This is a genomic window from Blastococcus sp. SYSU DS0753 (assembly GCF_054051175.1).
Map to the genome: position 1 here is coordinate 19,527 of NZ_JBJHAT010000008.1, position 25,497 is coordinate 45,023.

The window sequence follows — 25,497 nt, forward strand, 5'->3', positions numbered from 1 at the left end:
TGAGGTATTTCTGGCAAAGGTCCTGCGCAGGGGGTCACAGCCAGCCGGGGACGACGAACACCAGCCACGACAGCAGCGGTCCGACGGCCACGACGATGGCCGCGTAGGCCAGGATCTGCTTGTAGAAGCGGTCGCGGTCGACGTCCTGGGCGTTGGCCAGCACCAGCGCGCCGTTCGTCGAGAACGGGCTCACGTCGACGATCGTCGAGGCCACGGACAGGGCGACCACGACACCGATGGCGCTGATGTCACCGGCCTCCAGGAACGGCACGGCGAGCAGGATGGCGACGCCGATGATCGCCGTCGACGAGGCGAACGCCGACACCACGCCGCCGATGTACGCCAGCAGCAGGGCGATCAGCAGCGGTACGCCGAGCCCGATGACCGCGTCGCCGACGTAGTCGATGGTGCCGGCCTCCTCCAGCACGAACACGAAGGTCAGCACACCGGCGATCAGCAGGATGGTCGACCAGCTGATCTGGGTCACCGCGCCCTTGTGCTGCTGCGCGGAGAACAGCGCCAGGACGACGGCGACCGTGATCGCGACGAAGCCGATGTCCAGGTCGAAGGCGAGCGCCAGGACGGCGACGACGACCAGCCCGATGAGCGTCAGGATCTGCTCGAAGCGGACGGGCGCCGGCCGGTCGGGGTGGATGTGCTCGTCGTCGTCCCCACCGACGGCGGGGCCGGGCGCCGCACCGTGGCCGCGGACCAGCGTGCCGTGCGCGTGCTCGGTGTGCGCGAGCGGCTCGGCGGCCACCTTCCGCCCGAGCAGCTGCCGGCCGCCAAGGACGAAGAACAGGGCCAGCGCGATGGCGATGTTGAAGAAGAGCGCACCGAGGAAGACCGCCACCGGGCTGCTGGGCAACCCCTCGTCGGCCACGATCCGGTTCACGGTGACGCCGTAGACGCTGATGGGGGAGAAGCCGCCGCCCTGGGCGCCGTGGATGACCATCATCCCCATCAGGAGCGGGCTGATGTCGTGCCGCGCGGCGAAGGTGAGCGCGATCGGCGCGATGATCGCCACCGCGGCCGGGGAGAGCGCCCCGATGGCGGTCAGCACCGCGGTCACGAAGAACATGACCCACGGGATGGCGGCGACGTGGCCGCCGACCATCCTCACCGCGCCGCGGACCAGCAGGTCCACGGTGCCGTTGTTCTGCGCGATCGCGAACAGGTACGTGACGCCGATCAGCGTCAGCACGAGCCCGGCCGGGAACCCGCTGATGATGTCGTCGGTGCTCAGCCCCACCGACAGCGTGCCGACGACGAACGCGGCGACGAACGCCAGCGCCCCCATGTTGATCGGCAGGAACGTCGCGATCGCGAAGATCACGACCAGCGCGAGGATGGTGACGATCTCGGTCGACACGGGCACTCCCACGGCGTCGGGGGCTGGGGTGCGCCCACTGTGTCAGTGACCCGCCGGTAGCGCCTGCCATCCGCCCGACGGCGTCACCACCGCCGTCACCCGCACGTCGTGCGGCTCCCTCGGCAACCGGTCGACGAGCTCGTCGTCGAAGACGACCGCGACCAGCACCGCCTCCGGCCGGGCGTGCCGCAGGGCGCGGTCGTAGTAGCCGCCGCCGCGGCCCAGCCGCGTCCCGTCCCGGGCCACCGCCGTCGCCGGGACGACGACGGCGCCGGCCGCCGCGAGCGCGGCCGGGCCCAGTCGCGGCCCGGCCGGTTCGAGCAGACCGAACCGCCCGGGCACCAGCTCCCCGGAGTGCTCCGCCCAGTCCAGCTCCCGGCCGTGGGCGGGTACGACCGGGAGCAGCAGGCGGGCCCCGTCGGCGAGCGCCGCCGGGAGGTGGCCGTGCCCGGGCTCGGTCGCGTCGGGCACGAACGCGGCGACCGTGGGGACGCCGGCCAGCCGCCCGGCGAGCGTCGCGGCGACCGTCCGGGCGGCCGCCGCGCGCTCACGCGCCGGGCGGGACGCGCGCCGTCCCAGCAGCTCCGCGCGGAGCGCGGCCTTGGCCGCGCCCCACTCTGCCGACGTGCCCATCCGCGCAGGCTAGCTAGGCTGCGGAGCATGTCGATGCCCCAGACCCGTACGGCCCGGAAGGCGGTCATCCCCGTCGCAGGAATGGGCACTCGCTTCCTGCCGGCCACCAAGGCCGTCCCCAAGGAGCTGCTGCCGGTCGTCGACCGGCCGGCCCTCCAGTACATCGTCGAGGAGGCGGCCCGGGCCGGCCTGCCCGAGGTGCTCATGGTCACCGGCCGCAACAAGGCCGCCATCGAGGACTTCTTCGACCGCACCCCCGAGCTCGAGGCCGCCCTGGAGAAGAAGGGCGACGCCGGGCGCCTCGCGGCCGTGCACGAGTCCACCGAGGTCGCGCAGGTGCACTTCGTCCGGCAGGGCGAGGCGCGCGGGCTCGGTCACGCGGTGCTCCAGGCGGCCGCCTTCGTCGGGGACGAGCCGTTCGCCGTGCTGCTGGGCGACGACCTGATCGACGCCCGCGACCACCTGCTCGAGCAGATGCTGGCCGTCCAGGCCGAGCACGGCGGCTCGGTGATCGCCCTGCTCGACGTCGGCCGGGAGAACATCGACAAGTACGGCGCCGTGGCGGTCGAGCCGACCGCCGACGGCGGCGACGTCGTCGCCGTCACCGGCCTGGTCGAGAAGCCGCCGGTCGACGAGGCCCCCAGCAGCCTGGCCATCATCGGGCGCTACGTGCTGGCGCCGGAGATCTTCGACGTGCTGCGCGAGACCCCGCCCGGCCGCGGCGGCGAGATCCAGCTGACCGATGCGCTGGCCACCCTCGTCGAGCGCGGCGCACCCGTCCACGGCGTGGTCTTCGGCGGCCGGCGGTACGACACCGGTGACAAGCTCGACTACCTCAAGGCGGTCATCCGGCTGGCCGTCGAGCGGGACGACCTGGGCCCGTCGCTGCGCGGCTGGCTGCGCGACTTCGTCACGGAGCTGCCCGCCGAGGGCGCGTCGTCGTCCTGACCGGCGCCCACGAGGGCACGATCGGACCCGCGGCCCCGCGCCGGACCCGTCCGGGTCCGGCGCTGCCGCACGGGCCGGTGTCGGCAGACGGCACGGCGGGACGACGGTGGTGGGGATGTCCGGGCAGAGCGACGACGACAGCAACGGGGGCGGGGAGTTCCGGGGCCACCGGGACACCGCCCAGGTCGACATGCCCATGGCCCCACCCCGGCGGACCGGTCCGGTCGTAGCCCCGGTCGACCAGGTGCCGGCGCAGCGCGCCCTCACCGGCCCGGTGCCGCTGCCGGCCGACGGCCGCTCGGACGTCTCCCCGCACGTGCGCACCGTCGAGCGGCACCTCGACGAGATCCTCGCCGCGGTGCCGCAGCCGGACCCGATCGAGCTGGCCGTCCTCGACGCCCAGGGGCTGCTCTGCGCCGAGGACGTGGTCAGCCAGCGGGCGCTGCCGGCCTTCGACCAGGCCGCGCTCGACGGCTACGCGGCCCGCGCGGAGGACGTCGCCGGGGCCACGGTGGCGCAGCCGGTCGAGCTGCCCGTCGTGGGGGAGAGCGTGGCCGGTGCCAGCGCGCCGTCGTCGATCGGCCCCGGGCTGGCCATGCGGGTCGCCGCGGGCGCGATGCTCCCGACCGGTGCCGACGTCGTCGTCCCGGCGGTGTGGACCGACAACGGTGCGGCGCGGGTCGCCGTCCAGGCCGCGCCGCCGGTGGGCAGCTACGTGCGCCGCACCGGCGACGACGTCGACCCGGGGGACCCGGCCGTGCACGTCGGCACCCCGATCGGGCCGGCGCAGATCAGCCTGCTGGCCGCCGTCGGGCGGGACCGCGTCCTCGTGCGGCCCCGGCCGCGCGTGGCGGTGCTCAGTGCCGGCCCGGAGCTGGTGGACATCACCTCCCCTCTCACCCCGGGTCAGGTGGTCGACGTCAACAGCTACGCCCTGGCGGCCGCCGCCCGGGACGCCGGCGCCGACGCCTACCGCTGGGGCATCCTCCCCGGGGAGCAGCGGCGCCTGGCCGAGGTGCTCGAGAGCCAGCTGCTGCGCAGCGACCTGGTGCTGATCGCCGGCACCTTCGCCGGTGGCGGGTTCGACATGGTGCAGGAGGCGCTGGCCGGCCTGGGCGAGATGCGCTTCCGCCAGGTGGCGATGCACCCCGGTCCCGCGCAGGGCTTCGGCCGGCTGGGGCGCGACCAGGTGCCGGTCATCTGCGTGCCGGGGGAGCCGGTCGCCGCCCTGGTCTCCTTCGAGGTCTTCGTGCGCCCCGCCATCCGCCTGATGCTGGGCAAGCGGCAGCTGTTCCGGCGCACGGTGCAGGCGATCTCCGGGCAGCAGCTGCTCTCCCCGCTCGGGTACCGCCAGTACCTGCACGGCACGGTGATGCGCCACCCCGACGGCGGCTACGTCGTCGAGCCGGTGGGCGAGGCCACAGACGCCCTGCTGGCGCGGATGGCCCGGGCGAACTGCCTCATCGTCATCGACGAGGACGTCACCGAGGTGGCCGCCGGCGGGCTGGTCACGGTCATGCCGCTGCTGCTCGGCGGCTGACCCGAGCCCGCCGTGACCGATCCGCTGCTGCACCCCGGCTGGCCCGCCCGGCTCGCCTGGGGACCGGTGGAGCTGCACCCACCGCGCCGCGGGGACGCGGCGGAGTGGAGCCGGGTGCGGCTGGCCAACGAGGACTGGCTGCGCCCCTGGGAGCCGACCGCCGCCGTCTCGTGGCGGGCCCGGCACACACCGGGGGCGTACCGGGCGATGCGGCGGGTGATGGCCCGACGGGCTCGGCTGGGCACCGCGCTGCCGTTCGTGGTCCGGGTCGAGGGTCGGCTGGCCGGGCAGGTGACCGTGGACAACATCGTGCGCGGGGCGCTGCGGGCCGGGTACCTCGGCTACTGGATCGACCGCTCGGTGGCCGGTCGCGGGGTCGCCTCGCTGGCCGTGGCCCTGGTGTGCGACCACGCGTTCGGTCCGGCCGGGCTGCACCGGCTCCAGGCCGACATCCGGCCGGAGAACCTGCCCAGCCGGCGGCTGGTGGAGCGGCTCGGCTTCCAGCAGGAGGGGCTGCTGCGCCGCTACCTCGACATCGACGGCGACTGGCGGGACCACCTGGGCTACGCGCTGCTCGCCGAGGATCTCCCGCGGGGAGTGCTCGACCGCTGGCAGCGGTCGGGGCCGGGTCGACCCGTCGACTGATCGACTCGCGGCATAGCACGGGTGGTCGCCGTCGCGGGGCCGTGCGCGGCGGACACGCCGTCTCCCGTCACACCGGTCCCACAACACATCAGCGACACGCCCGCGCGCCTCCCGGTTCCCGGTGCCGTCCCTGCTTAGCCTCGCCTGGCGAGTGACTGATGTGACAGGTGGTGTCGTATGGGATCGGGTGTGCTTCTGGCAGCTCTGGTCGTGCTGTGGTTCGTCGTGCTGGTGCCCATGGTGGTGACCCGCGGCGACGCGCAGGAGGGCCGGGGCGAGCCTGCTGACTCGGGGCGGACCCTGCAGCGGCGTCGCGCGGCCGACGCCGTGCGGCACGCGGCGACCGAGCGGGTGTCGATCGACCGCGAGGTCCTGCGCACCACCGGCGAGCTCAAGGTGGACGTGCACGCGGTGCGCCGCCGGGTGCTGGGCGGTCTGGTGCTGCTCACCCTCGCGTCGCTGGCCGGCGCCCTGCTGGTCACGCCGTGGCTGTGGATCCTGCAGGCGGTCGCCACCGCCGCGACCGTCGGGTACGTGCTGGTGCTGCGCAAGGTGGCCCGGCGCGAGCGGCTCGCCGCGCGTCGCGCCGCCCGGGCGGCGGCGCGCCAGACCCTCCGCGCACCGGCGCGCCCGGCGCGCCCGGCCGCCCGGCCCGCTCCGGCGCCGGTCCAGCGCACGTCGCCGGAGGTGCACGAGACGGTCGCCCAGGAGGCGCTGCCGGCCCTGTCGCACCCCAGCATCCCGCTGGCCCCGGTGCACGCCCTGCGGCCTGGTCGCGTGGTGGCCGCGCGGACGCCGGCGCCCATGGGATGGCAGAACAGCGCCGTCGTCGGGCTGGACGACGACGACATCGGTTTCGCCGACATCGACGAGTACCGCCCGGCCCGGGCGGCCAACGGCTGAGAGACACCCCCTGCCCCCACCGCGCGCACGCTCGCGGCGGGACCGTGCAGGGGCCCGGCCCCGCCCCGGTGGCGGGGCCGGGCGAAGCGGGCGGTAGTCTTTCCCGCGCAAGGGGCTGTGGCGCAGACCGGTAGCGCACCTCGTTCGCATCGAGGGGGTCAGGGGTTCAAATCCCCTCAGCTCCACCGGACGACGGACCGGCGCCGTCGGGGGTTCTTCCCCCGGCGGCGCCGTCGTCGTTGCGTCGGAGGGTCGATCGGCCGCTCCCGACCGCTAGGCTGCCCCGCGACACGGGGCCACGGCGTCCCCACGGGAGGCGGTTCCATGGTTCGGTCACCGGTCGGGGCCTCACCCGCCCCGCGGCGCGCGCGGGGGCGGGCCAGTGACAGCGCCGCCACCCGGCAGCTAATCATCGACGTCGCCGCCCGCGAGTTCGGCGAGCGCGGCTACGCCGCCACCTCGCTGAGCGACATCGTCGCCGGCACCGGCATGACCAAGGGGGCGCTCTACTGGCACTTCGAGTCCAAGGAGAGCGTGGCGGTCGCGGTCGTCCACCAGATGTTCGAGACGTGGCCGGTCATGCTGCGCGGCGTCCTGGACTCCCACGACGACGCGCTCGACGCCCTCGTCGCGGTCACGTACGTGGCCGGCCGCCAGTTCGCGACCGATCCGGTCACCCGCGCCTCCAAGCGGCTGATGGCCGAGCTGCCGCCGGAGGCGCTGGCGAAGCTGCCCCAGCCCTACGTCGGCTGGCAGCACGCGCTCACCCAGCTGATCACCCAGGGCCAGGAGCGGGGGCAGATCAGCCACCGGGCCGACCCGGTGGGCACCGCCCAGGTCATCGTCGCCAGCTTCTTCGGGATGCAGCAGGTCTCCCAGGAGCTGAGCGCTCGACGCGACCTGGAGTCGCGGCTCGACTCCTTCTGGGCGCTGATCCTCCCGCAGCTGCGCCCCGAGCCCCTCGCCTGAGCTAGCCGCCGAGGAACACCCGCCCCCGGGCGACGACGTCGTCGTCCTGCCCCAGCTGCACGGGCACGCCGTTCGATCGCCCGCTGCCGGCGTCCGTGCGCACCCAGGTCGGCCGGTCGAGCTCGGCGAACCGGTCGAAGGCGAGGTCCAGGCCGGCCAGCCGGGTGGCGGCTCCGGGCAGATCGGGGCGGTCCGTGACCGCGGCCAGCGCCGCGCCGACGAGGAGCATCCCCGGCAGGTGGTCGACCGGGTGGTCGAAGTAGGTCGGGTCGGTGAGGTCGACGGCGACCCGGGAGCGGTGGGCGAGGCCGTCGCCCTCGCCGGCGTCCCGCGGCCTGGGCACCAGTGTCCCGCCGCCGGCGCCGCGGTCCCGGCCGAGGGCCCGCAGCCGCGCGTAGACAGCCGGCGGCAGCCACGAGTAGTCGGCGTCGGCGGTCGCCCAGAGCTGCGCCCCGTGCCAGATCTCGGCCCGCAGCGACGCGCGGGACGGACGGCCCGCCCGCAGCCGGACGGTGGGCTGGACGACGGTCACCGTCCCGGCCGGGGCGGCTCCCCGGAGCTCGGCGAGCGGCGCGGCGAGCCGGGTGCTGATGCGGTGGAACACGAACTGCTCGCCCAGCGGGACGTCCAGCCGGCGGTGGGCCAGGCACAGCCCGGCCTGGCGGATCGTCTCGACGACCAGCAGCAGGTGGCCCACGGTCCCGGCCCGCCGGTCGTACCGGCCGTGCGCCGCCGGCCAGCGCGCCGCCACGGCGGTCCGGTCCCCCGCGAGGGTCGCCAGCTCGGTCGCCAGCACCTCGTCCGGCGCGGTCTTGTGCACCAGCGCCTGCTCGACGAGCACCCAGGTCGGGGAGCCGGCGCCGGGCGGCGCCACGGCGGGATCGTGCAGGGCGGGTCGTGCGGATGGCGGCGTCATGGGGTTCTCCGGTTCGGGAGCTGCGGCCGGGCTCGGCGCGTCGCGTCGAGTGTCGGCCAGAACCCGGCCGCACGGGGCGTTCCGGTACGCACCGGACCGGTGGGACGGGCGCACCGGGCGCGGGCGGGGCCGCTCAGTACCAGGAGGGGAACCACATCCGCTGCACCCACTCGCTGTGCGAGAGCGGCTGCCCGGTCAGCACCGGCCAGAAGAACGCGAAGGTGGCCACGACGATCGCGATGTACCCGCAGGCGGTGGCCAGGCCCACCCGCCGACGCCACTCGTCGGCGCCCGGCCGGCCCACGACGTCCTGGAGCAGCAGGGCGACCGCGAGGACGAAGAACGGCAGCGCGGGGGCCGCGTAGAAGAGGAACATCGTGCGCTCGAGGTTCACGAACCAGGTCAGCCAGCCCGCCGCGATCCCGACGGCGACGGTGAGGGCGGCCGGGTCCCGCCGGGCGACGATCCGCCAGAGCAGCCACAGCGTCGCCGGGGCGAAGAGGAACCACAGCGTCGGCGTCCCGAGCATCAGGATGTACCGGATGACCTGATCGCCCTCGGCGTCGACGAGGCCCTGGGGGTTCCACAGCAGGATCGGCCGGCCGGTGACCAGCCACGACCAGGGCCCGGACTCCCACGGGTGCGGGCTGGACAGGCCGTTGTGGAAGCGCAGCCACTCGGCGTGCTCGTGCCACAGCGAGCGCAGGGCGTCCGGCACCCACGGGAACGCGGTGTCCGGGTGCTGCTGCGCCCAGGCCCTGCCCTGCGAGGTCTCGCCGAGGAACCAGCCGGTGAAGCTGGCCAGGTAGGTGAGCACCGGGACGGCGGCCAGCGCCCACAGCGCGCCGGGCAACCCCCGGCGCGCCGCCGTCCGCGTGGGCCGGGGCGCCCCCGCCTCCCGCCACGCCGCGCGGTCCCAGAACAGCGACAGGACGGCGAAGAAGGCCAGGAACCAGACCCCGCTCCACTTGACCGCGCAGGCGCAGCCGAACAGGACACCGGCCGCGATCCGCCACCCGCGCGGGCCCAGCCGGAAGCCCGTGGCGCCGACCGGCGCGGCCGCACGCACCCGGGCGCGGACCACGTCCCGGTCGACGACCAGGCAGGAGACGGCGGCCAGCACGAAGAGCTGCAGGAAGATGTCGAGCAGCCCGATCCGCGAGAGCGTGAACTGGAGGCCGTCGACGAGCAGCAGCACCCCGGCGAACAGGCCGACGACGGTCGAGCCGGTGAGCCGCCGGGCCAGCCGGAACAGGATGACGACGGCGATCGAGCCGGCCACCGCGGACGGGAAGCGCCAGCCGAACGAGTTGTAGCCGAAGGCCTGCTCGCCCAGCGCGATCAGCCACTTGCCCAGCGGTGGGTGGACGATGTAGGAGTAGCCGCGGTTGTACTCGAAGCCCCAGGTGAGCAGCTCCCGCGCCTGGGGTGGGTAGTACGCCTCGTCGAAGACCAGCGCCCGGGGGTAGCCGATGCCCCAGAGCCGCAGGGTCAGCGCCAGCGCGCCGAGGACGGCGGCGATCGTCCAGGCCGTCCACCGGTCGTCCGGCAGCGGGGGGACGACGTCGCGGCGGCGCGCGGGGGACGGCGGACGGCGCACCCGGGGGGTGGCCGGCTGCGGGGGCGCCTGCGGGTCCGACTCCGCCCGCCCGGGCGCCAGCACCGCCATGCGGTCAGGGTAGGTGGCGCAGCCACCGGTCCGGTCGTGACAGGCTCGACGGGTGAGCGGACGGTTGGTGCTGGGTGGGGCGCCCCTGGGGCAGCCCGGTGACGTCGGCCCGCGCCTGCGGGCGGCGATGGCCACGGCCGACGTGCTGGCATGCGAGGACACCCGCCGGCTGCACCGCCTGGCCGCCGACCTCGAGGTCACGCTCACCGGCCGGGTGGTCACCTTCCACGAGTCGGTGGAGCGCGCGCGGCTGCCCGGCCTGCTGGACGCGCTGGCCTCCGGCGCGACGGTGCTGCTGCTCACCGACGCCGGGATGCCGTCGGTCTCCGACCCCGGGTACACGCTCGTGCGGGCGGCGATCGACGCCGGGATCCCCGTCACCTCGGTGCCCGGGCCCTCGGCGGTGACGACCGCGCTGGCGGTCTCCGGGCTGCCGGTGGACCGGTTCTGCTTCGAGGGCTTCCTGCCGCGCAAGGCGGGGGAGCGGCGCTCGACGTTCACCGCGCTGGCCGACGAGCGCCGCACGATGGTGTTCTTCGAGTCGCCGCACCGGCTGGCCGACGCGCTGGCCGACGCCGCCGCCGTCCTCGGCGAGGACCGGCCGGCCGCGGTCTGCCGCGAGCTGACCAAGACGTACGAGGAGGTGCGGCGCGGTGGGCTCGGCGAGCTCGCCGGCTGGGCGGCCGAGGGGGTGCGCGGGGAGATCACGCTCGTGATCGCGGGTGCGCCGCAGCGGGCGGTGGAGCTGACCGGGCCGGAGCTCGCCGCCGCCGTCGCCGCCGAGGAGGCCGCGGGCGCGACCCGCAAGGACGCCATCCGGGCGGTCATGGAGCGCACCGGCCTGCCCAAGCGCACCGTCTTCGACGCCGTGGTCGCCGCCAAGGCCACCTGACCGCAGCCGCTGTGCGCTGATCGGGGTCTCCCAGCGGCGACAGGCACCGAGAAGCGCACATCGGCGGCGCCTGTGGACAGGCCCGACCCGCAGGTCGCCGCATCCGGCACGGTTCGGCGGTGCCCCGGCCCCCGATGCAGCCCCGACCTCTCCGCGGCGGCCCCTTCCGGGGCAGTGCTGCGGTGGCGCAAGGCCTGCTGACACCGGACCAGCTCCGCAGCAGTGCCTGGCGCCGGCTCTTCCGCGATGTCTACGTCCACCGCGACGTCGTGGTCGACCACGAGCTGCGCGTCCTGGCCGCCGCGACGCTCGTGCGTCCGGACGCCGTCGTGACCGGCTGCAGTGCGGCCGTCCTCTGGGGCGTGGATCTCGCCGGGCCCGATGACGACGTGGAGCTGACCGCCTCCCCGTCGAACCGGCCGGTTCGGGTCGCCGGGATCCGGGTCCGCCGGGCGACGTTGGCGGGGGAGGACGTGCGCTGGTGGCTCGGCGCGCGGGTCACGAGTCCCGAGGCGACCGCCGTCCGGGTGGCGGCCGCCCTGCCGGGGGACGACGCCGTCATCGCGCTCGACCGCCTGGCTGCGGCACGGGTGATCGACCTGGCCGAGGTGCGGCGGCGGGCAGCGGTCGCACGCGGCCCGGGAGCGGCGCAGGCCCGACGCGCGTGCGCGCTGGCCGACGGGCTCGCCGAGTCACCCCAGGAGACCCGCCTGCGACTGCTCGTCGTCCGCGGCGGGCTGCCCGTGCCGGTCGCCCAGTACGAAGTCCGTCATCGAGGGAGCTTCGTAGCGCGAGTCGACTTCGCGTGGCCCGAGTTGATGGTGGCTCTCGAGTACGACGGGGCGTGGCACGGCGAGCCCGGTCAGTTCGCCCGGGACCGCCGACGACTCAACCGGCTCCAGGAGGCGGGTTGGCGCGTCGTCTTCGTGACTGCCGCGGACCTGCACCGACCGGCCGAGCTCCTCGCTCGCTTGGCCGCGGCTGTGCAGTTCCCGGGCGTACCGCGCCGCCGGTGACCCCGACGAGTGCACACTCCGTGGCGCGGGGAGGCGGCTACAGCCAGCCGTTGCGCTTGAAGCCGCGGTACAGCAGCGTGATGACCGTCGCGATCAGCAGCAGCACGGCCGGGTAGGCCCACGGCCAGCGCAACTCCGGCATGTAGTCGAAGTTCATGCCGTAGATGCCGGCGATCGCGGTGGGGACGGCGATGATGCCCGCGTAGGCGGAGATCTTCCGCATGTCCTCGTTGTCGGCCATGGTCGTCCGCGCGAGCGATGCCTGCAGGATCGACGTGAGCAGTTCGTCGAGGCCACCGACCTGGTCCCGCACCCGGAGGGCGTGGTCGAGCACGTCGCGGAAGTAGGAGCGCATCGCCGCGGGAACGACGTCGACCGGCCGCTCGGCGAGCTTCTGCAGCGGGACCTCCAGGGGGGAGACCGCTCGTCGCAGTGACACCAGCTCCCGCTTGAGCTGGTACAGCCGGCCGATGTCGTCGGTGCGCTCGGGGCTGAAGACCGACGCCTCCAGCTCCTCGACGTCCTCCTCGACCGCGGCCGCCACCTCCACGAACGTGTCGACGACGAGGTCGGCGACCGCGTACAGCACCGCTGACGGCCCCAGGCACAGCAGTTCCTGCTGCTCCTCGAGCCGCTGCCGCAGGTGCGCGAGGCCGCCGTGCTCCCCGTGCCGCACCGTGATCACGTACCGCGGGCCGAGGAAGACCATCACCTCGCCGGTGTCGACGACCTCGCTGGTGGCGGTGAGCTCCTCGTGCTCCACGTACGTCGCGGTCTTGAGCACCATGAACAGGGCGTCGTCGTAGGGCTCCAGCTTCGGGCGCTGGTGGGCGTACACGGCGTCCTCGACCGCGAGCGGGTGCAGGTCGTACCGCTCGGCGATCGCTCCCAGCTCCTCCTCGCTCGGTGCGTAGAGGCCGAGCCACACGAAGCCGCCGCGCTCCTCGGCCATCCGCAGCGCGGCGTCGGGGGCCACGGCCTCCTGCCGCCGGCCGTCCACGTAGACGGCGCAGTCGACGACCGCGCCGTCGGCCGGGCGGCGGGTGGGCCGACCGTGCGGGAGGCCGGCCGGCTGGGGTCGCAGGGTCGGCGGGGTCGCCGCTGTCGCGCCGACGACCGGCCCCCGGGGGGCGGCCGGGTGCTGGTCCCGGGTGCTCATCGCGGGTGCCGCCTTCCTCGCGGGTCGTCGTCCGGGAGTAGGAGCGTAGGCGCGCACGGGGTACCCGGCCCACGCGGCCCGTCCTGCGCGCGGCCCGGCGACCGCGGTCCCACCCGAAAGGGGGAGCCGGCCCGGGCGGTGCTCCAGCCACCTCCGCGATCGACCGTCCAGTCGGGGGACACCCCCGACCGGTCAGGGAGAGATTCCTCGTGGCGAGCACCGTCCTCGACGTCCGCACCGCCGCCCGGGCGCCGCAGCTCGACGCGACGCGGCCCGCGCCGGATGCCGCCGCGCGGCGGATCCCGGTCCCGGTGCTCGCGGCGGGGGTGCTCGCCGTCCTCGAGGCCGTCGGCCTGCTCGCGGTCGGCCTGACCCGGGCCGATGCCGTGCTCGCCACCCCGGTGCGCCCGGTCGGCTGGGTCGTGGCCGGCGCCCTGTTCGTGCTGGCCGGGTGGATCGTGCTCACCGCCGGTGCCGGGGCGGCGCTGATCGAGGGGTCCGACCGGAAGCTGCTCGTCGTCACCTCGGTGGTCGAGCTCGCCGCGGTGTCGGTGTTGGGCGGCATGGCGGTCCTGCTGCCGCTGCCGACCGCGCTGACCGGGGGGCTGCCGCTGCCGCTGCTGTTCGCGGCCGCCTTCGCGCTACCGATCGGGAAACTGCTGCTCGTGGACGCGCCCACCGCCCGGGCCTGGGTGCTGCGGGGGCCGCGGGTCCGCGTGCGCCGTCCCGATCCGGTGACCGTCCACCGGTCGCTGTGCGCGCTCACCCTCGGGTGCATCGCCCTCGTGCTGGGCGGCCTCGCGGTCCTCCAGCCGGTCGACGTCGAGCCGGCGGGACCCGCGTCGAGCGTCGTCTCGCAGCCCTGACCCGGCGTCGGCCGCCCGCCCGGGCGACCGGCGGCGAGCGCGCCGCCTAGGCTCACCGGCGTGAGTGATCGGCACATCCTGACCGCCGTCGCGTGGCCCTACGCCAACGGCCCGCGGCACATCGGCCACGTCTCCGGCTTCGGCGTCCCCTCCGACGTCTTCAGCCGCTACCACCGGATGGCCGGTGACCGGGTGCTGATGGTGAGCGGCACCGACGAGCACGGCACCCCGATCACGGTCGCCGCCGACGCCGAGGGGATCACGCCCCGGCAGATCGCCGACCGGAACAACCGGATCATCGTGGGCGACCTGCAGTCGCTGGGGTTGAGCTACGACCTGTTCACCCGGACGACGACGGCCAACCACGCGCAGATCAGCCAGGAGATCTTCCTCGGCCTGCTGAAGAACGGCTACGTCTTCCCGAAGACGACGCTCGGCGCGATCAGCCCCTCGACCGGCCGCACCCTGCCCGACCGCTACATCGAGGGCACCTGCCCGATCTGCGGGTACGACGGCGCGCGCGGCGACCAGTGCGACAACTGCGGCAACCAGCTCGACCCGGTCGAGCTGATCAACCCGGTCAGCAAGATCAACGGCGAGACGCCGAAGTTCGTCGAGGAGGAGCACTACTTCCTCGACCTGCCCGCCTTCACCCGGGCGCTCGGCGACTGGCTCGCCACCCGGAAGAGCTGGCGGCCCAACGTCCTGAACTTCAGCGTCAACCTGCTGGAGGACCTCAAGCCGCGCAGCTACACCCGCGACATCGACTGGGGCGTCCCGGTGCCGCTGGACGGCTGGCGCGACCGCAACGACAAGCGCATCTACGTCTGGTTCGACGCCGTCGTCGGCTACCTGTCGGCGTCGATCGAGTGGGCCCGCCGCTCCGGGGACCCGGAGGCCTGGCGCCAGTGGTGGCAGACGCCGGATGCGTCCGCCTACTACTTCATGGGCAAGGACAACATCGTCTTCCACTCCGAGATCTGGCCCGCCCAGCTGCTCGGCTACAACGGCGAGGGCGACAAGGGTGGGACGCCGGGCTCGCTCGGCCGGCTCAACCTGCCCACCGAGGTGGTCTCCAGCGAGTTCCTTACCATGGAGGGGCGCAAGTTCTCGTCCTCCCGCAACGTGGTCATCTACGTGCGGGACTTCCTGGCCCGGTACGACGCCGACGCGCTGCGCTACTTCATCGCCGTGGCCGGGCCGGAGAACCAGGACACCGACTTCACCTGGGCGGAGTTCCTGCGCCGCAACAACGACGAGCTGGTCGCCGGCTGGGGCAACCTGGTCAACCGCACGGTGTCGATGGCGGCCAAGAACGTCGGCGCCGTCCCGACCCCGGGCGAGCTCACCGAGGCCGACCGCGCGTTGCTGGACACGACGTCCGGGGCGTTCGCACCCGTCGGCGAGCTGCTGTCCCGCAACCGGCAGAAGGCCGCCATCGGCGAGGCGATGCGCGTGGTCGGCGAGGCCAACAAGTACCTGTCGGACCAGGCGCCGTGGAAGCTCAAGGAGGACCCGGCCCGCCGGGACACCGTGCTGCACACCGCGCTGCAGGCGATCAAGGACTGCAACGCCCTGCTGACGCCGTTCCTCCCGCACTCGGCGCAGAAGGTGCACGACCTGCTCGGCGGCACGGGGGTGTGGTCGCCCGCCCCGCGGATCGAGGAGGTCACCGACCTCGACGACGGCTCGCCGTACCCGATCATCACCGGGGATTACGACGAGGGGCAGGCCGGCTGGGGCTCCACCCCGCTCCCGCCGTCGGGCACCCCGCTGGCCCCGCCGACGCCGATCTTCAAGAAGCTCGACGACTCCGTCGTCGCCGAGGAGCTGGCCCGGCTGGAGGAGAAGGCGCAGTGAGCCGGTCGGCCTCCGCCCGCGCCAACAAGCGGGGCGAGGCGCCGCCGTCCCCGGAGCCGCTGCCGGCGCCCGCGCTGGACAGCCACACCCACCTGGACATCGTGCTGGGGGAGCGGCCGGCCGGGGACGAGCACGGCGAGTGGGCGTCCGAGGCCGCCGTCGACGCGGAGATCGCCGCGGCGGAGGCGGTCGGGATCCCGCGGCTGGTGCAGGTCGGGGTCGACGTCGCGTCGTCCCGGTGGTCGGCCGAGCTGGCGGCCCGGCACCCCAACGTGCTCGCCGCCGTCGCGCTGCACCCGAACGAGGCCGGCGCGGGGAAGGCGGACGACGACGCGCTCGCCGAGATCGACCGCCTGGCGGCGCTGCCGCGCGTGCGGGCGGTGGGGGAGACGGGGCTGGACCGCTTCCGCACCGGTCCCGACGGGTGGGCCGCCCAGGAGGCGTCGTTCCGGGCGCACATCCGCATCGCCAAGGAGCACGGCGTCGCGCTGGTCATCCACGACCGGGACGCGCACGAGGAGATCCTCCGGGTCGTCGACGACGAGGGCGCGCCCGAGCACGTCGTCATGCACTGCTTCTCCGGTGACGCGGCGTTCGCGCGGGCGTGCGTGGCGCGCGGGTACGTGCTCTCCTTCGCCGGCACGCTGACCTTCGCCAACGCCGGCTACCTGCGCGAGGCCGCGGCCCTGACCCCGGTCGGCCAGCTGCTGGTGGAGACCGACTCCCCGTTCCTGACCCCGGTGCCGTTCCGGGGTCGCCCCAATGCCTCCCGGCTGGTGCCGCACACGGTCCGCGCACTCGCCGAGGTGACCGGGACCGACCTGACGGAGCTCTGCCACGCCCTCACCGCCACCGCCGAGCGCGTCTTCGGCAGCTGGTAGAAGGACCACCCTCCCCCCGCGCCGCGCTCCGCTCGGTGCGGGTCCCCGAAGGGTGGCCGTTCCATCCCGTCACCGCGGAGCGGGTCCCGCCGAGCGGGGGCCCGGATGGCTCGCGGGGCGGGACGGGGAGGGCTCCGCGCAAATGGGGACGGCAATTGGTGGCGGTGTCGTCCGGTAGGACGACAATCAACACCGTGGGTCGTCTCATCGCCGTCGTGGTCTTCGTCGCTCTGCTGGTGCCGGGCGTCCTGCTGGCCCGCGCCTGGGGGCTGGCGGCCGGGCGGCGGGCCGTCGCCGCCGCGGGGGTGGAGCTGGCCCAGCCCACCCGGGAGGGGGCCGCGGTCCTGCAGCGTCAGGCGCTGCACGGCCGTCGCTGGCGGTGGCTGGGCCTGCTCCTGGGCATCGCCGGGATCGTGGCCAGCGTGGTGGTGCTCGCCGAGGCCTCGGTGTTCCTGTGGCTGCCGCTGCTCGTGGTCGGCTCGCTGGCGGGCGTCCTGCTGGCCGAGGTCACCCGGCCGCGACCGCGCTGGCAGCTGAGCTCGCCGGCCCGGCGACCGCGCCAGGGGGAGCAGATCTCGGGCTGGCTGGTGTGGACGATGCGGGTGGTGGTCGCCGCCGAGCTGCTGCTGGCCGGGTGGTTGTGGTCCTCGGGTGACCTCGGGGGTGCCGTGGCCTGGGCGGTCGTCGCCGTGCCGCTGGCCGCCTGGTTGCTGGCCGAGGTGGCCCTGCTGCGCGCCCTCCTCCGTCCGCTGCCCGCCGACGGCGCCGACGTGCCCGTGGACGAGGCGCTGCGCACCTGGACGGCGCACCTGGTCGTCGCCGCCGCGAGCGTGAGCGCCCTGCTGCCGCTGGGCACGCTGCTGCTCCGGGTCGGCCTGGACCTGGGGGACCAGATCGGCGAGGGCTTCGACGTGCTGCCCGTCGCGTTCGTGGCCGGGGGCTTCTCCGCGCTGGCCGCGGGGCTCGCGGTGGCCGCCTTCCTGCTGAGCTGGCTGCGCCCGGTGCGGTCCAGCGCGGTCGCGCTCGCCGGCTGAGATCGGCCGGGTGCCCGTCCGGGGCACCCCTTACGCCGTGTGCTTGATCACCGCGCATCCGGGCGGCGGTCGTCCCGCACGGCGCCCGAACCCGGCGCGGTCGTCACTGCTCGTGTCGGCGAGTCGACACAGCGGAGGCGGCGACTGCTGCTTCACTGCTCGTGCACCATCGCCATGCGCAGAGTGTTCGTTATCGTGTCGTGACCGACAGCCGGGGTGGAGGAACGACCGGGTGGCGCCATCGCGGGGGAACCCGCCGGCCGCCGCCCGGGCCGCCGAGCGGCCGAGGCCGCTCCGGCGGCCCCGTCACCCTCCTGCCCGGGTTCTGTGACCCCTGGAAGTGTCGTGCGCCGCTCCTTGCAGCTCAGCCTCTTCGCCCTCGTCCTGCTCGGACTGGTGGGCGGGACGCTGGCCTTCTTCCTCGCCCAGAAGTCCGTCTCGCTGACCGTGGACGGGCAGACCCGGGACGTCGGCACCTACGCCGGCACGGTGGCCGAGGTGCTGGAGGAAGAGGGGCTCACGCTCACCGCCCACGACGTCGTGCTCCCGTCGCCCGATCAGGCGGTGGCCGACGGCGACGCCGTCGTCCTCACCCGGGCCCGGCCGCTCGAGCTGACCGTGGACGGCGTCTCGCGCCAGGTGCAGGTCACCGCCCTGTCGGTCGAGGAGGCGCTGGACCAGCTGGGCTTCCGCGCCGACGGCCTGGTGCTCTCGGCCAGCCGCAGCGATCGCCTCCCGCTGGAGGGGATGCAGCTGAGCATCACCACGCCGAAGGACGTCGTGCTCGTCGCCGACGGGCAGGAGCGGGTGGTCACCACCACCGCCGCCACGGCCGGCGACCTGCTCGCCGAGCAGGGCATCGCGCTCAGCGAGACCGACCGCACCAGCCTGCGGCCGTCCCAGGCCCTGCTCAACCGCATGCGGCTGCAGGTGTACCGGGTGCAGGTCTCCGAGGTCACCGAGACGACCCCCATCGCCCACGGGCGGGTGGAGACCAAGGACGCCGAGGCGTTCCAGGGTGACGAGACGGTGACCGTCCCGGGCGTCGACGGCGAGCAGTCGACGACCTACCGGGTGACCGTCGTCGACGGTCGCGAGACCAGCCGCGAGGAGCTCTCCCGCACCGTCACCCGCGCGCCGGTCGACGAGCACGTCACGGTCGGCACCAAGGCCCGCCCGACCAACCGCCCTGCCGCCGACGGCCTCAACTGGTCGGCGCTGGCCGCGTGCGAGTCCGGCGGGCGCCCGAACGCGGTCAGCGGCACCGGCAAGTACCGCGGCATGTACCAGTTCTCGCAGGCCACCTGGAACGCGGTCGGGGGGACCGGTGACCCTGCGGCCGCGTCGGCCGACGAGCAGACCTACCGCGCCCAGCTGCTGTACCAGCGCTCCGGAGCGGGCCAGTGGCCGCACTGCGGCCCCCGCCTGTTCAGCTGATCCGCTGAGCACCGCACCCGAGCAGCCGGACGGGTTGCTGGGCCCGGCCGCCATCCGCGAGCTGGCCCAGCGGCTCGACCTGCGCCCCACCAAGACCCTCGGGCAGAACTTCCTGCACGACGCCAACACGATCCGGCGGATCGTGCGGACCGCGGACCTGCGGCCCGACGACGTCGTCCTCGAGGTGGGTCCCGGGCTGGGCTCGCTGACCCTCGGCCTGCTGCCGGCCGCCGCGCAGGTGACGGCGGTGGAGATCGACCCGCGGCTGGCCGCGCTCCTGCCCGAGACCGTCGCCGCGCGCCGCCCCGACCTCGCCGACCGGCTCACCGTGGTCCAGGCCGACGCGCTGCGGGTCCAGGAGCTGCCCGGGCCCCCGCCCACCGCGCTGGTGGCGAACCTGCCCTACAACATCGCGGTGCCGGTGCTGCTGCACCTGCTGGAGCTGCTGCCCACCCTCGACCGGGCGCTGGTGCTCGTGCAGGCGGAGGTGGCCGAACGGCTGGCCGCCGCGCCCGGGACGTCCGCGTACGGCGTCCCCTCGGTCAAGGCCGCCTGGTACGGCGAGGTGCGCCGGGCCGGCAACGTCGGCCGCCGGGTCTTCTGGCCCGAGCCCAACGTCGACTCGGGGCTGGTGGCCCTCGTCCGCCGGCCGCCCCCAGCGGGGGACCGGGAGGCGACCTTCGCCGTGGTGGACGCGGCCTTCGGCATGCGGCGCAAGGGCTTGCGGGCGGCGCTGGCCCGCTGGGCGGGCGGCCCCGCCGCGGCCGAGGCGCGCCTGCGCGCCGCCGGCATCGAGCCCTCCGCCCGCGGTGAGCAGCTCTCCCTCGCCGACTTCGCCCGGCTGGCCGGCACCGGAGCGGTGCAGCCGTGAGCGGCCGGGACGCGGTGGTCGTCCGGGCGCCGGCGAAGATCAACGTGCACCTGGGCGTGGGACCCCTGCGCGCCGACGGGTTCCACGCGCTGCAGACCGTCTACCTCGCCGTGTCGCTGCACGACACCGTCACCGCGCGGCCGGGCGAGGGGCTGTCCCTGCGGGTGACCGGGGAAGGGGCCGGCGCGGCCGACGGCCCGGGACAGGTGCCCGCCGACCGCACCAACCTGGTCTGGCGGGCCGCGGAGCTGCTCGCCGCGCACGCGGGCGTCCGCGCCGACGCCGACCTGGAGGTGTCCAAGAGCATCCCGGTCGCCGCGGGGCTGGCCGGCGGCAGCGCCGACGCGGCGGCGACGCTGGTGGCGCTGGACGCGCTCTGGGGGACCCGGGCCGGCCGCGAGGACCTGCTGTCGCTCGCCGCTGAGCTGGGCAGCGACGTGCCGTTCGCCCTCGTCGGCGGTGTCGCCCTGGGCACGGGCCGGGGGGAGCAGGTCTCACCGGTGCTCACCGGCGGGCGCTGGCACTGGGTGCTCGGCATCGCCGGGGAGGGGTTGTCCACCCCGGCCGTCTACGCCGAGCTCGACCGGATGCGCGCCGCCGGCCGGCTGCCCGACGCGGCCGGGCCGACGCCGGCCGACCCGGTGCTCGCCGCGCTGCGCTCGGGCTCGACGACGGAGCTCGCCGCTGCCCTGGTCAACGACCTGCAGCCGGCCGCCCTGGCCCTGCGGCCGGAGCTGCGCCGGGCGCTGCGCGCGGCCGAGGACGCCGGCGCCCGCGCCGTGCTGGTGAGCGGCTCGGGACCCACGGTGGCCGCGCTCGCGGCCGACGAGCGGTCCGCCGTCCGGCTCGCGGCCGAGCTCGCCGGCGTCGGCGCGTTCCGCACGGTGCGGGCCGTCACGGGCCCGGTCCCCGGGGCCCGGCCGACCGCCTGACGGGAGCCCGCGGGATCGCCCCGCGGGCTCCGGAGCTCAGCTGCCGGTGGCCGCGGGCAGCCGCCGCTTGGCCGCCAGCCGCACGGGGTCGGGCCACTTGACGTTCCAGGCCCAGCCGAGCTTCTCGAACACCCAGATGGTGCGGGCGCTGATGTCGATCTGCCCGCGCAGCACGCCGTGCCGGGCGCAGGTCGGGTCGGCGTGGTGGAGGTTGTGCCACGACTCGCCCGCGCTGAGGATCGCCAGCGGCCAGAAGTTCGTCGCGCGGTCACGGCCCGGGGAGACGAACGGGCGGTCGCCGACCACGTGGCAGACCGAGTTGATCGACCAGGTGACGTGGTGCAGCAGCGCGATGCGGACCAGCCCCGCCCAGAAGAACGCCGTCCAGGCGCCGGCCCAGCTCATCGTCACCAGGCCGCCGATGACGGCCGGGAGGAACAGGCTGATCGCCGCCCACACCACGAACAGCCGGTCGGTGGTGACCAGCGCGGAGTCCTTCATCAGGTCGGGTGCGTAGCGCTCCTGGCTGGTCTTGCGCCGCTCGAACAGCCAGCCGAGGTGGGCGTGGAACATGCCCTTGAGCAGCGCGCGGGCGTCGCTGCCGTAGCGCCACGGCGAGTGCGGGTCACCGTCGCGGTCGGAGAAGGCGTGGTGCCGCCGGTGGTCGGCCACCCACTGCACGACCGGGCCCTGCACCGCCATGGACCCGGCGACGGCCAGCAGCAGCCGGAGCGGGCGCTTGGCCTTGAAGGAGCCGTGCGTGAAGTACCGGTGGTAGCCCACGGTCACGCCGAGGAGCGTGAAGAAGTAGAAGCCGACGGCGAGCCCCACGTCGAGCCAGGACAGCCCCCAGCCCCACACGGCCGGGACGACGGCCGCCAGGGCGAGGAAGGGCACCACCACGAAGACGTAGAGGGTGACGATCTCCAGGACGCTCTTGCGTCGGCCGATCGCGTTGGCCGGGAGCCCGGCGTGCGGTTCCGCGGGACGCGGAGGAGCCATGGGCCGGGTGCGGGCAGGAGCAGACAAGGGGCCTCCGAGGGCGACCGGTGGGGGATCGGCCGGCGCGCACTGGGGCCCGGCTGCGTGGCCGTAACGTACGGCACCCCGGGTGAGTCGGCGAGCCGACGGCGGGGGATCGGTCCCCACGCGGGTGCTGCCCACGCCGGCGGGGCCCTAGGCTCGTCCCGGGCGCCGCACCCCGGCGCCCTCCGGGCCGGCACGGCCCGGGGATGGGGGATGGGGTAATCGGCAGCCCGCCGGCCTTTGGAGCCGGGAAGTCTCGGTTCGAGTCCGAGTCCCCCAGCGCAACCCGCCGACGCCGATCGAGGAGTTCCGTGACCCACGTGCAGCCGGCCCCTGCCCACGCCGCGCCGGCGGTGGCCGCCGTCGTCGTCCTGGCCGCCGGGCAGGGCACCCGCATGCGCTCGACCACCCCGAAGGTGCTGCACCCGCTGGGCGGGCGCAGCATGCTCGGCCACGTGCTCGCCGCCACGGAGCCGCTCGGCGCCGGCGCGACGGTCGTGGTGGTCGGCTCCGGTCGCGACCAGGTCGAGGAGCACCTGGCGCAGATCGCGCCCACCGCGCTGCCCGTCGTCCAGGAGGAGCAGCTGGGCTCGGGGCACGCGGCCGCGGTCGCCCTGGCCGCGGTCCCGGAACTCGAGGGGCCGGTGCTGCTGGTCAACGGTGACGCACCGCTGCTCCGGGCGGCGACCGTGGCGCGCCTGGTGGACGAGCACCTGCGGGCGGGGAACGTGCTCACGGTCCTCACCGCGGAGGTGGCCGACCCGACCGGTCTGGGCCGCATCGTGCGGGACGCCGACGGCCGGGTGCGCGCGATCGTGGAGCAGCGCGACGCCACACCGGAGCAGCGGGCGATCCGCGAGATCAACGCCGGCGTCTACGTCGGCGACGCCGCGGTCCTCCGGTCGTCGCTGGGCCGCATCGACGCCGGCAACGACCAGGGCGAGCTCTACGTCACCGACGTCCTCGGTCTGCTCGTCGGCGACGGGGCGCCGGTCGGCGGGGTGCGTGCCGAGGATCCCGACGACGTGCTCGGCTGCAACGACCGGGTGGAGCTGGCCGCCCGCCGGCGCACCCTCAACGACCGGGTGCTCGCCGAGCTCATGCGCAGCGGCGTCACCGTCGTCGACCCGCTCACCACGTGGGTCGACGTCACCGTGACGGTGGGCCGCGACGCCGTCCTGGAGCCCGGCACGCACCTCCAGGGGGTGACCTCGGTGGGTGATGCTGCCCACGTGGGCCCGGACACCACGCTGGTCGACACCGAGGTAGGGGAGGGGGCCACCGTGGTGCGGGCGCACGCGGTCGGTGCGCGGATCGGTCCGCGGGTCTCGGTCGGCCCGTTCGCCTACCTGCGGCCGGGCACCGACCTCGCGGCCGGGGCGAAGGTCGGCACCTTCGTGGAGACGAAGAACGCGCAGGTGGGGGAGGGCGCGAAGATCCCGCACCTGTCCTACGTCGGCGACGCCACGATCGGCCGCGGCACCAACATCGGGGCGGCCACCGTGTTCGTCAACTACGACGGCGTGGCCAAGCACCGCACGACGATCGGCGACCACGCGCGCACCGGCGCCGACAACATGTTCGTGGCGCCGGTCACGGTGGGCGACGGCGCCTACACCGCCGCGGGGTCGGTCATCACCTCCGATGTGCCCCCCGGGGCGATGGCCGTCGCCCGGGCACCCCAGCGCAATGTGGCAGGCTGGGTACGTCGCCGACGGCCCGGTTCGCCCGCTGCGGAGGCCGCGGCAGCGGCCGAGAACCGGACCGAGGCACCCGGGGAGGACCGGTCCGGGCCCTCCCGTGCGGACTCCGACAGCTAGGGGCAGCGAGCCGATGAGCGCCATCCGGCAGACGACGAACAAGAGCATGATGCTCTTCTCCGGCCGGGCCTACCCCGCGCTGGCCGACGAGATCGCCGGTCACCTGGGCGTGACCCCCACCCCGACGGCCGCCTACGAGTTCGCCAACGGCGAGCTGTTCGTGCGCTTCGAGGAGTCGGTGCGCGGCTGCGATGCCTTCGTGGTGCAGAGCCACACCGCCCCGATCAACACGTGGCTGATGGAGCAGCTGATCATGGTCGACGCGCTCAAGCGCGCCTCGGCCAAGCGGATCACCGTCGTCGCGCCGTTCTTCCCCTACGCCCGGCAGGACAAGAAGCACCGCGGGCGCGAGCCCATCTCCGCCCGGCTGGTCGCCGACATGTTCAAGACCGCCGGCGCCGACCGGCTGATGACCGTCGACCTGCACACCGCCCAGATCCAGGGCTTCTTCGACGGCCCGGTCGACCACCTCTTCGCCCTCGACCTGCTGGTCAAGCACGTCTGCGACCGCTGGGGCGACCGCGACATCACCGTCGTCTCGCCGGACTCCGGCCGGGTCCGGGTCTCCGAGCGGTGGAGCGACAAGCTCGGCGGCACCCCGCTGGCCTTCATCCACAAGACCCGCGACCCGCTGGTCGCCAACGAGGTCGTCGCCAACCGCGTCGTCGGTGAGGTCGAGGGCCGGGTCTGCATCCTGGTCGACGACATGATCGACACCGGCGGCACGATCGTGAAGGCCGCCGAGACGCTGTTCGAAGCGGGCGCCGCCGACGTGATCGTCACGGCCACGCACGGCGTGCTGTCGGGCCCCGCGGTCGAGCGGCTGTCCAACAGCAAGGTCAGCGAGGTCATCGTGACCAACACGCTGCCGATCGAGCCGGAGCGGCAGTTCGACAAGCTCACCGTCCTCTCCATCGCCCCGCTGCTCGCGCGGGCGATCAAGGAGGTCTTCGAGGACGGCTCGGTCACCAGCCTGTTCGACGGCGCCAGCTGACACACCGGTCCGCGCCCGCCGGTCGTCCCCTGGGAGGATGGCCGGCGTGCCGGCTCGCTGCAGACTCGGTGACGCGCAGGTCGCCGCCGTCGCCCGCTACCACTTCGGCCTGGTCGGTTCCGCGCCCGGCCTCCCCGCCGCGGATGAGTACGAGGACGCCCAGGGTGTGGTCGTGGCGACCTCCGACGGCGAGGACCTGACCGTCGCGGAGGTGCCGCGCTGGGAGCCGCCGGCCGCGGTGGCGGCCGGGCTCCGCGAGCGTGGCTGGCAGTCCCCGGCCGCCTGGGTCGGTGCCCCGCCGGCCGACGTCTCGAGCCTGCCGCCCCGGCTGCTGGTGCTGCTGCCGGCGGCCGGGCTCCCGCCGGACTCCGCGGCGCTGGCGCAGCGTGCCGCCGCCTGGGGACCGGCCCGCACCAGGGGGCGGGAGGTCGTCGTCCTGCCGGTCCCGGTGACGCCGGAGAGCCCCGAGGTCCCGGCTGAGGAGGTCGCCGCCGCGTACGGGGCGACCCTGCTGGGCAGCGAGCTCGGCGTCGCCCCGCCCCGCACCGGGGGGCTCGTCGTCTTCTGCACCGGGCTCTCCGGCGCCGGCAAGTCGACCATCGCCGCCCGCCTGGTGGAGCTGCTGGTCGAGCGTGGGCGGACCGTGACGCTGCTCGACGGCGACGAGGTGCGCCACCACCTCTCCGCGGGCCTGGGTTTCTCGCGGGCCGACCGGGACACCAACGTCCTGCGCATCGGCTGGGTGGCCGCGCAGATCGCCAAGCACGGCGGCGTCGCGGTCTGCGCCCCCATCGCCCCCTACGCCGAGGTGCGCACCGCCGTCCGCAGGGAGGTCGAGCGGCAGGCCGGACCGGGCAGCTTCGTGCTGGTGCACGTGGCGACGTCGCTGGCGGACTGCGAGGCGCGCGACCGCAAGGGGCTCTACGCCAAGGCGCGGCGCGGGGAGATCCCGGCGTTCACCGGGATCAGCGATCCGTACGAGGCGCCGACCGATGCCGAGGTCACCGTCGGCACCAGTGGGCGGACGGTCGACGACTGCGCGCGGCAGGTGCTCGACGCGGTGCTCGGCGGCTGACCGGGCTGGGGTAACCTGGCTCCCGTTGCCCGGCGAGGG

At 74.9% G+C, this 25,497-nt stretch carries 23 protein-coding genes and 2 tRNA genes; 19 read left to right on the forward strand and 6 right to left on the reverse strand.

Translation table 11 applies throughout. The annotated features are described in order from the left end of the window. Positions 1 to 34: 34 nt before the first annotated feature. Both ACI799_RS08955 and ACI799_RS08960 read right to left on the reverse strand, forming a co-directional pair. Entirely contained in the window at positions 35 to 1,372 is a 1,338-nt protein-coding gene (locus ACI799_RS08955; protein WP_456590877.1) for an SLC13 family permease, read from the reverse strand. A 42-nt stretch (positions 1,373 to 1,414) separates the two neighbouring features. Continuing rightward, positions 1,415 to 2,005 (reverse strand): 5-formyltetrahydrofolate cyclo-ligase, encoded by a 591-nt coding sequence (locus ACI799_RS08960; protein ID WP_456590876.1) that lies wholly within the window; start codon positions 2,003 to 2,005, stop codon positions 1,415 to 1,417. Positions 2,006 to 2,032: 27 nt separating this feature from the next. Here ACI799_RS08960 and galU point away from each other — a divergent pair, with 27 nt between their 5' ends. The 6 genes from galU (at position 2,033) to ACI799_RS08990 (ending at position 7,010) form a co-directional block, all read left to right on the forward strand. Beyond that, positions 2,033 to 2,953, forward strand: a complete 921-nt coding sequence (gene galU / locus ACI799_RS08965) for a UTP--glucose-1-phosphate uridylyltransferase GalU (RefSeq protein WP_456590875.1) — start codon at positions 2,033 to 2,035, stop codon at positions 2,951 to 2,953. A 115-nt stretch (positions 2,954 to 3,068) separates the two neighbouring features. Further along, a complete protein-coding gene (gene glp, locus ACI799_RS08970) occupies positions 3,069 to 4,493 on the forward strand; it encodes a molybdotransferase-like divisome protein Glp (protein ID WP_456590874.1) in 1,425 nt (474 codons plus the stop codon). A 12-nt stretch (positions 4,494 to 4,505) separates the two neighbouring features. Then, positions 4,506 to 5,138: a GNAT family N-acetyltransferase gene (locus tag ACI799_RS08975; RefSeq protein ID WP_456590873.1), complete on the forward strand. Its 633-nt coding sequence runs from the start codon at positions 4,506 to 4,508 to the stop codon at positions 5,136 to 5,138. A 189-nt stretch (positions 5,139 to 5,327) separates the two neighbouring features. After that, positions 5,328 to 6,041, forward strand: coding sequence for a hypothetical protein (locus ACI799_RS08980; protein ID WP_456590872.1), 714 nt, complete (start codon positions 5,328 to 5,330; stop codon positions 6,039 to 6,041). A 111-nt stretch (positions 6,042 to 6,152) separates the two neighbouring features. Next, positions 6,153 to 6,226 (forward strand) — tRNA-Ala (locus tag ACI799_RS08985). A 139-nt stretch (positions 6,227 to 6,365) separates the two neighbouring features. Beyond that, on the forward strand, positions 6,366 to 7,010 hold the full coding sequence (locus ACI799_RS08990; protein WP_456590871.1) for a ScbR family autoregulator-binding transcription factor: 645 nt from the start codon (positions 6,366 to 6,368) through the stop codon (positions 7,008 to 7,010). 1 nt (position 7,011) lies between these two features. Here the strand turns inward: ACI799_RS08990 and ACI799_RS08995 are convergent, their stop codons facing one another. Together ACI799_RS08995 and ACI799_RS09000 are read right to left on the reverse strand one after the other, a co-directional pair. Then, the gene (locus ACI799_RS08995; RefSeq protein WP_456612912.1) at positions 7,012 to 7,884 is read right to left on the reverse strand and encodes an AfsA-related hotdog domain-containing protein; all 873 of its coding nucleotides are present in this window, start codon (positions 7,882 to 7,884) and stop codon (positions 7,012 to 7,014) included. Positions 7,885 to 8,059: 175 nt separating this feature from the next. Next, the gene (locus tag ACI799_RS09000; RefSeq protein WP_456595936.1) at positions 8,060 to 9,595 is read right to left on the reverse strand and encodes a dolichyl-phosphate-mannose--protein mannosyltransferase; all 1,536 of its coding nucleotides are present in this window, start codon (positions 9,593 to 9,595) and stop codon (positions 8,060 to 8,062) included. Positions 9,596 to 9,647: 52 nt separating this feature from the next. Between ACI799_RS09000 and rsmI the strand changes: the two genes are divergently transcribed. Further along, positions 9,648 to 10,487 carry a 16S rRNA (cytidine(1402)-2'-O)-methyltransferase gene (rsmI, locus tag ACI799_RS09005; protein WP_456590868.1) on the forward strand — a complete coding sequence of 280 codons (840 nt, stop codon included), beginning with the start codon at positions 9,648 to 9,650 and terminating at the stop codon, positions 10,485 to 10,487. A 182-nt stretch (positions 10,488 to 10,669) separates the two neighbouring features. Continuing rightward, complete coding sequence (locus tag ACI799_RS09010; RefSeq protein ID WP_456612913.1) at positions 10,670 to 11,503, forward strand: endonuclease domain-containing protein; 834 nt, start codon at positions 10,670 to 10,672, stop codon at positions 11,501 to 11,503. A 37-nt stretch (positions 11,504 to 11,540) separates the two neighbouring features. Here the strand turns inward: ACI799_RS09010 and corA are convergent, their stop codons facing one another. After that, on the reverse strand, positions 11,541 to 12,662 hold the full coding sequence (gene corA / locus ACI799_RS09015; protein ID WP_456590866.1) for a magnesium/cobalt transporter CorA: 1,122 nt from the start codon (positions 12,660 to 12,662) through the stop codon (positions 11,541 to 11,543). Positions 12,663 to 12,871: 209 nt separating this feature from the next. Between corA and ACI799_RS09020 the strand changes: the two genes are divergently transcribed. From ACI799_RS09020 to ACI799_RS09050, 7 genes are all read left to right on the forward strand, one after another. Continuing rightward, positions 12,872 to 13,528, forward strand: a complete 657-nt coding sequence (locus tag ACI799_RS09020; RefSeq protein WP_456600570.1) for a hypothetical protein — start codon at positions 12,872 to 12,874, stop codon at positions 13,526 to 13,528. A 60-nt stretch (positions 13,529 to 13,588) separates the two neighbouring features. After that, positions 13,589 to 15,388, forward strand: coding sequence for a methionine--tRNA ligase (gene metG, locus ACI799_RS09025; protein ID WP_456612914.1), 1,800 nt, complete (start codon positions 13,589 to 13,591; stop codon positions 15,386 to 15,388). Beyond that, entirely contained in the window at positions 15,385 to 16,269 is an 885-nt protein-coding gene (locus tag ACI799_RS09030) for a TatD family hydrolase (protein ID WP_456612915.1), read from the forward strand. Before metG ends, ACI799_RS09030 begins: the two co-directional genes overlap by 4 nt. A 194-nt stretch (positions 16,270 to 16,463) precedes the next feature. Continuing rightward, the gene (locus ACI799_RS09035) at positions 16,464 to 17,303 is read left to right on the forward strand and encodes a hypothetical protein (protein ID WP_456612916.1); all 840 of its coding nucleotides are present in this window, start codon (positions 16,464 to 16,466) and stop codon (positions 17,301 to 17,303) included. Between the two features lie 345 nt (positions 17,304 to 17,648). Continuing rightward, positions 17,649 to 18,740 carry a ubiquitin-like domain-containing protein gene (locus ACI799_RS09040; protein ID WP_456612917.1) on the forward strand — a complete coding sequence of 364 codons (1,092 nt, stop codon included), beginning with the start codon at positions 17,649 to 17,651 and terminating at the stop codon, positions 18,738 to 18,740. Positions 18,741 to 18,774: 34 nt separating this feature from the next. Next, positions 18,775 to 19,611, forward strand: a complete 837-nt coding sequence (gene rsmA, locus ACI799_RS09045; RefSeq protein ID WP_456590860.1) for a 16S rRNA (adenine(1518)-N(6)/adenine(1519)-N(6))-dimethyltransferase RsmA — start codon at positions 18,775 to 18,777, stop codon at positions 19,609 to 19,611. Then, positions 19,608 to 20,543, forward strand: a complete 936-nt coding sequence (locus tag ACI799_RS09050) for a 4-(cytidine 5'-diphospho)-2-C-methyl-D-erythritol kinase (RefSeq protein ID WP_456590859.1) — start codon at positions 19,608 to 19,610, stop codon at positions 20,541 to 20,543. The genes rsmA and ACI799_RS09050 overlap by 4 nt, the downstream gene beginning before the upstream one ends. A 36-nt stretch (positions 20,544 to 20,579) precedes the next feature. On the opposite strand, the gene ACI799_RS09055 is transcribed toward ACI799_RS09050, so the two are convergent. Beyond that, the gene (locus ACI799_RS09055) at positions 20,580 to 21,572 is read right to left on the reverse strand and encodes an acyl-CoA desaturase (protein WP_456600574.1); all 993 of its coding nucleotides are present in this window, start codon (positions 21,570 to 21,572) and stop codon (positions 20,580 to 20,582) included. Between the two features lie 204 nt (positions 21,573 to 21,776). Between ACI799_RS09055 and ACI799_RS09060 the strand changes: the two genes are divergently transcribed. The 4 genes from ACI799_RS09060 (at position 21,777) to cysC (ending at position 25,458) form a co-directional block, all read left to right on the forward strand. After that, positions 21,777 to 21,849: transfer RNA gene (locus tag ACI799_RS09060), tRNA-Gln, on the forward strand. A 31-nt stretch (positions 21,850 to 21,880) separates the two neighbouring features. Continuing rightward, complete coding sequence (gene glmU / locus ACI799_RS09065; RefSeq protein ID WP_456590857.1) at positions 21,881 to 23,389, forward strand: bifunctional UDP-N-acetylglucosamine diphosphorylase/glucosamine-1-phosphate N-acetyltransferase GlmU; 1,509 nt, start codon at positions 21,881 to 21,883, stop codon at positions 23,387 to 23,389. 13 nt (positions 23,390 to 23,402) lie between these two features. After that, positions 23,403 to 24,383 carry a ribose-phosphate diphosphokinase gene (locus tag ACI799_RS09070; protein WP_456590856.1) on the forward strand — a complete coding sequence of 327 codons (981 nt, stop codon included), beginning with the start codon at positions 23,403 to 23,405 and terminating at the stop codon, positions 24,381 to 24,383. A gap of 37 nt (positions 24,384 to 24,420) precedes the next feature. After that, positions 24,421 to 25,458 (forward strand): adenylyl-sulfate kinase, encoded by a 1,038-nt coding sequence (cysC, locus tag ACI799_RS09075; RefSeq protein WP_456612918.1) that lies wholly within the window; start codon positions 24,421 to 24,423, stop codon positions 25,456 to 25,458. Positions 25,459 to 25,497: the final 39 nt, after the last annotated feature.

Excerpts from the sequence above, each read along its gene's own strand:
- ACI799_RS08960 (WP_456590876.1), bottom strand. The coding sequence starts at position 2,005 with ATGGGCACGTCGGCAGAGTGGGGCGCGGCCAAGGCCGCGCTCCGCGCG.
- galU (WP_456590875.1), top strand. The coding sequence starts at position 2,033 with ATGTCGATGCCCCAGACCCGTACGGCCCGGAAGGCGGTCATCCCCGTC.
- glp (WP_456590874.1), top strand. The coding sequence starts at position 3,069 with ATGTCCGGGCAGAGCGACGACGACAGCAACGGGGGCGGGGAGTTCCGG.
- ACI799_RS08990 (WP_456590871.1), top strand. The coding sequence starts at position 6,366 with ATGGTTCGGTCACCGGTCGGGGCCTCACCCGCCCCGCGGCGCGCGCGG.
- ACI799_RS09000 (WP_456595936.1), bottom strand. The coding sequence starts at position 9,595 with ATGGCGGTGCTGGCGCCCGGGCGGGCGGAGTCGGACCCGCAGGCGCCC.
- corA (WP_456590866.1), bottom strand. The coding sequence starts at position 12,662 with ATGAGCACCCGGGACCAGCACCCGGCCGCCCCCCGGGGGCCGGTCGTC.
- ACI799_RS09070 (WP_456590856.1), top strand. The coding sequence starts at position 23,403 with ATGAGCGCCATCCGGCAGACGACGAACAAGAGCATGATGCTCTTCTCC.
- cysC (WP_456612918.1), top strand. The coding sequence starts at position 24,421 with ATGGCCGGCGTGCCGGCTCGCTGCAGACTCGGTGACGCGCAGGTCGCC.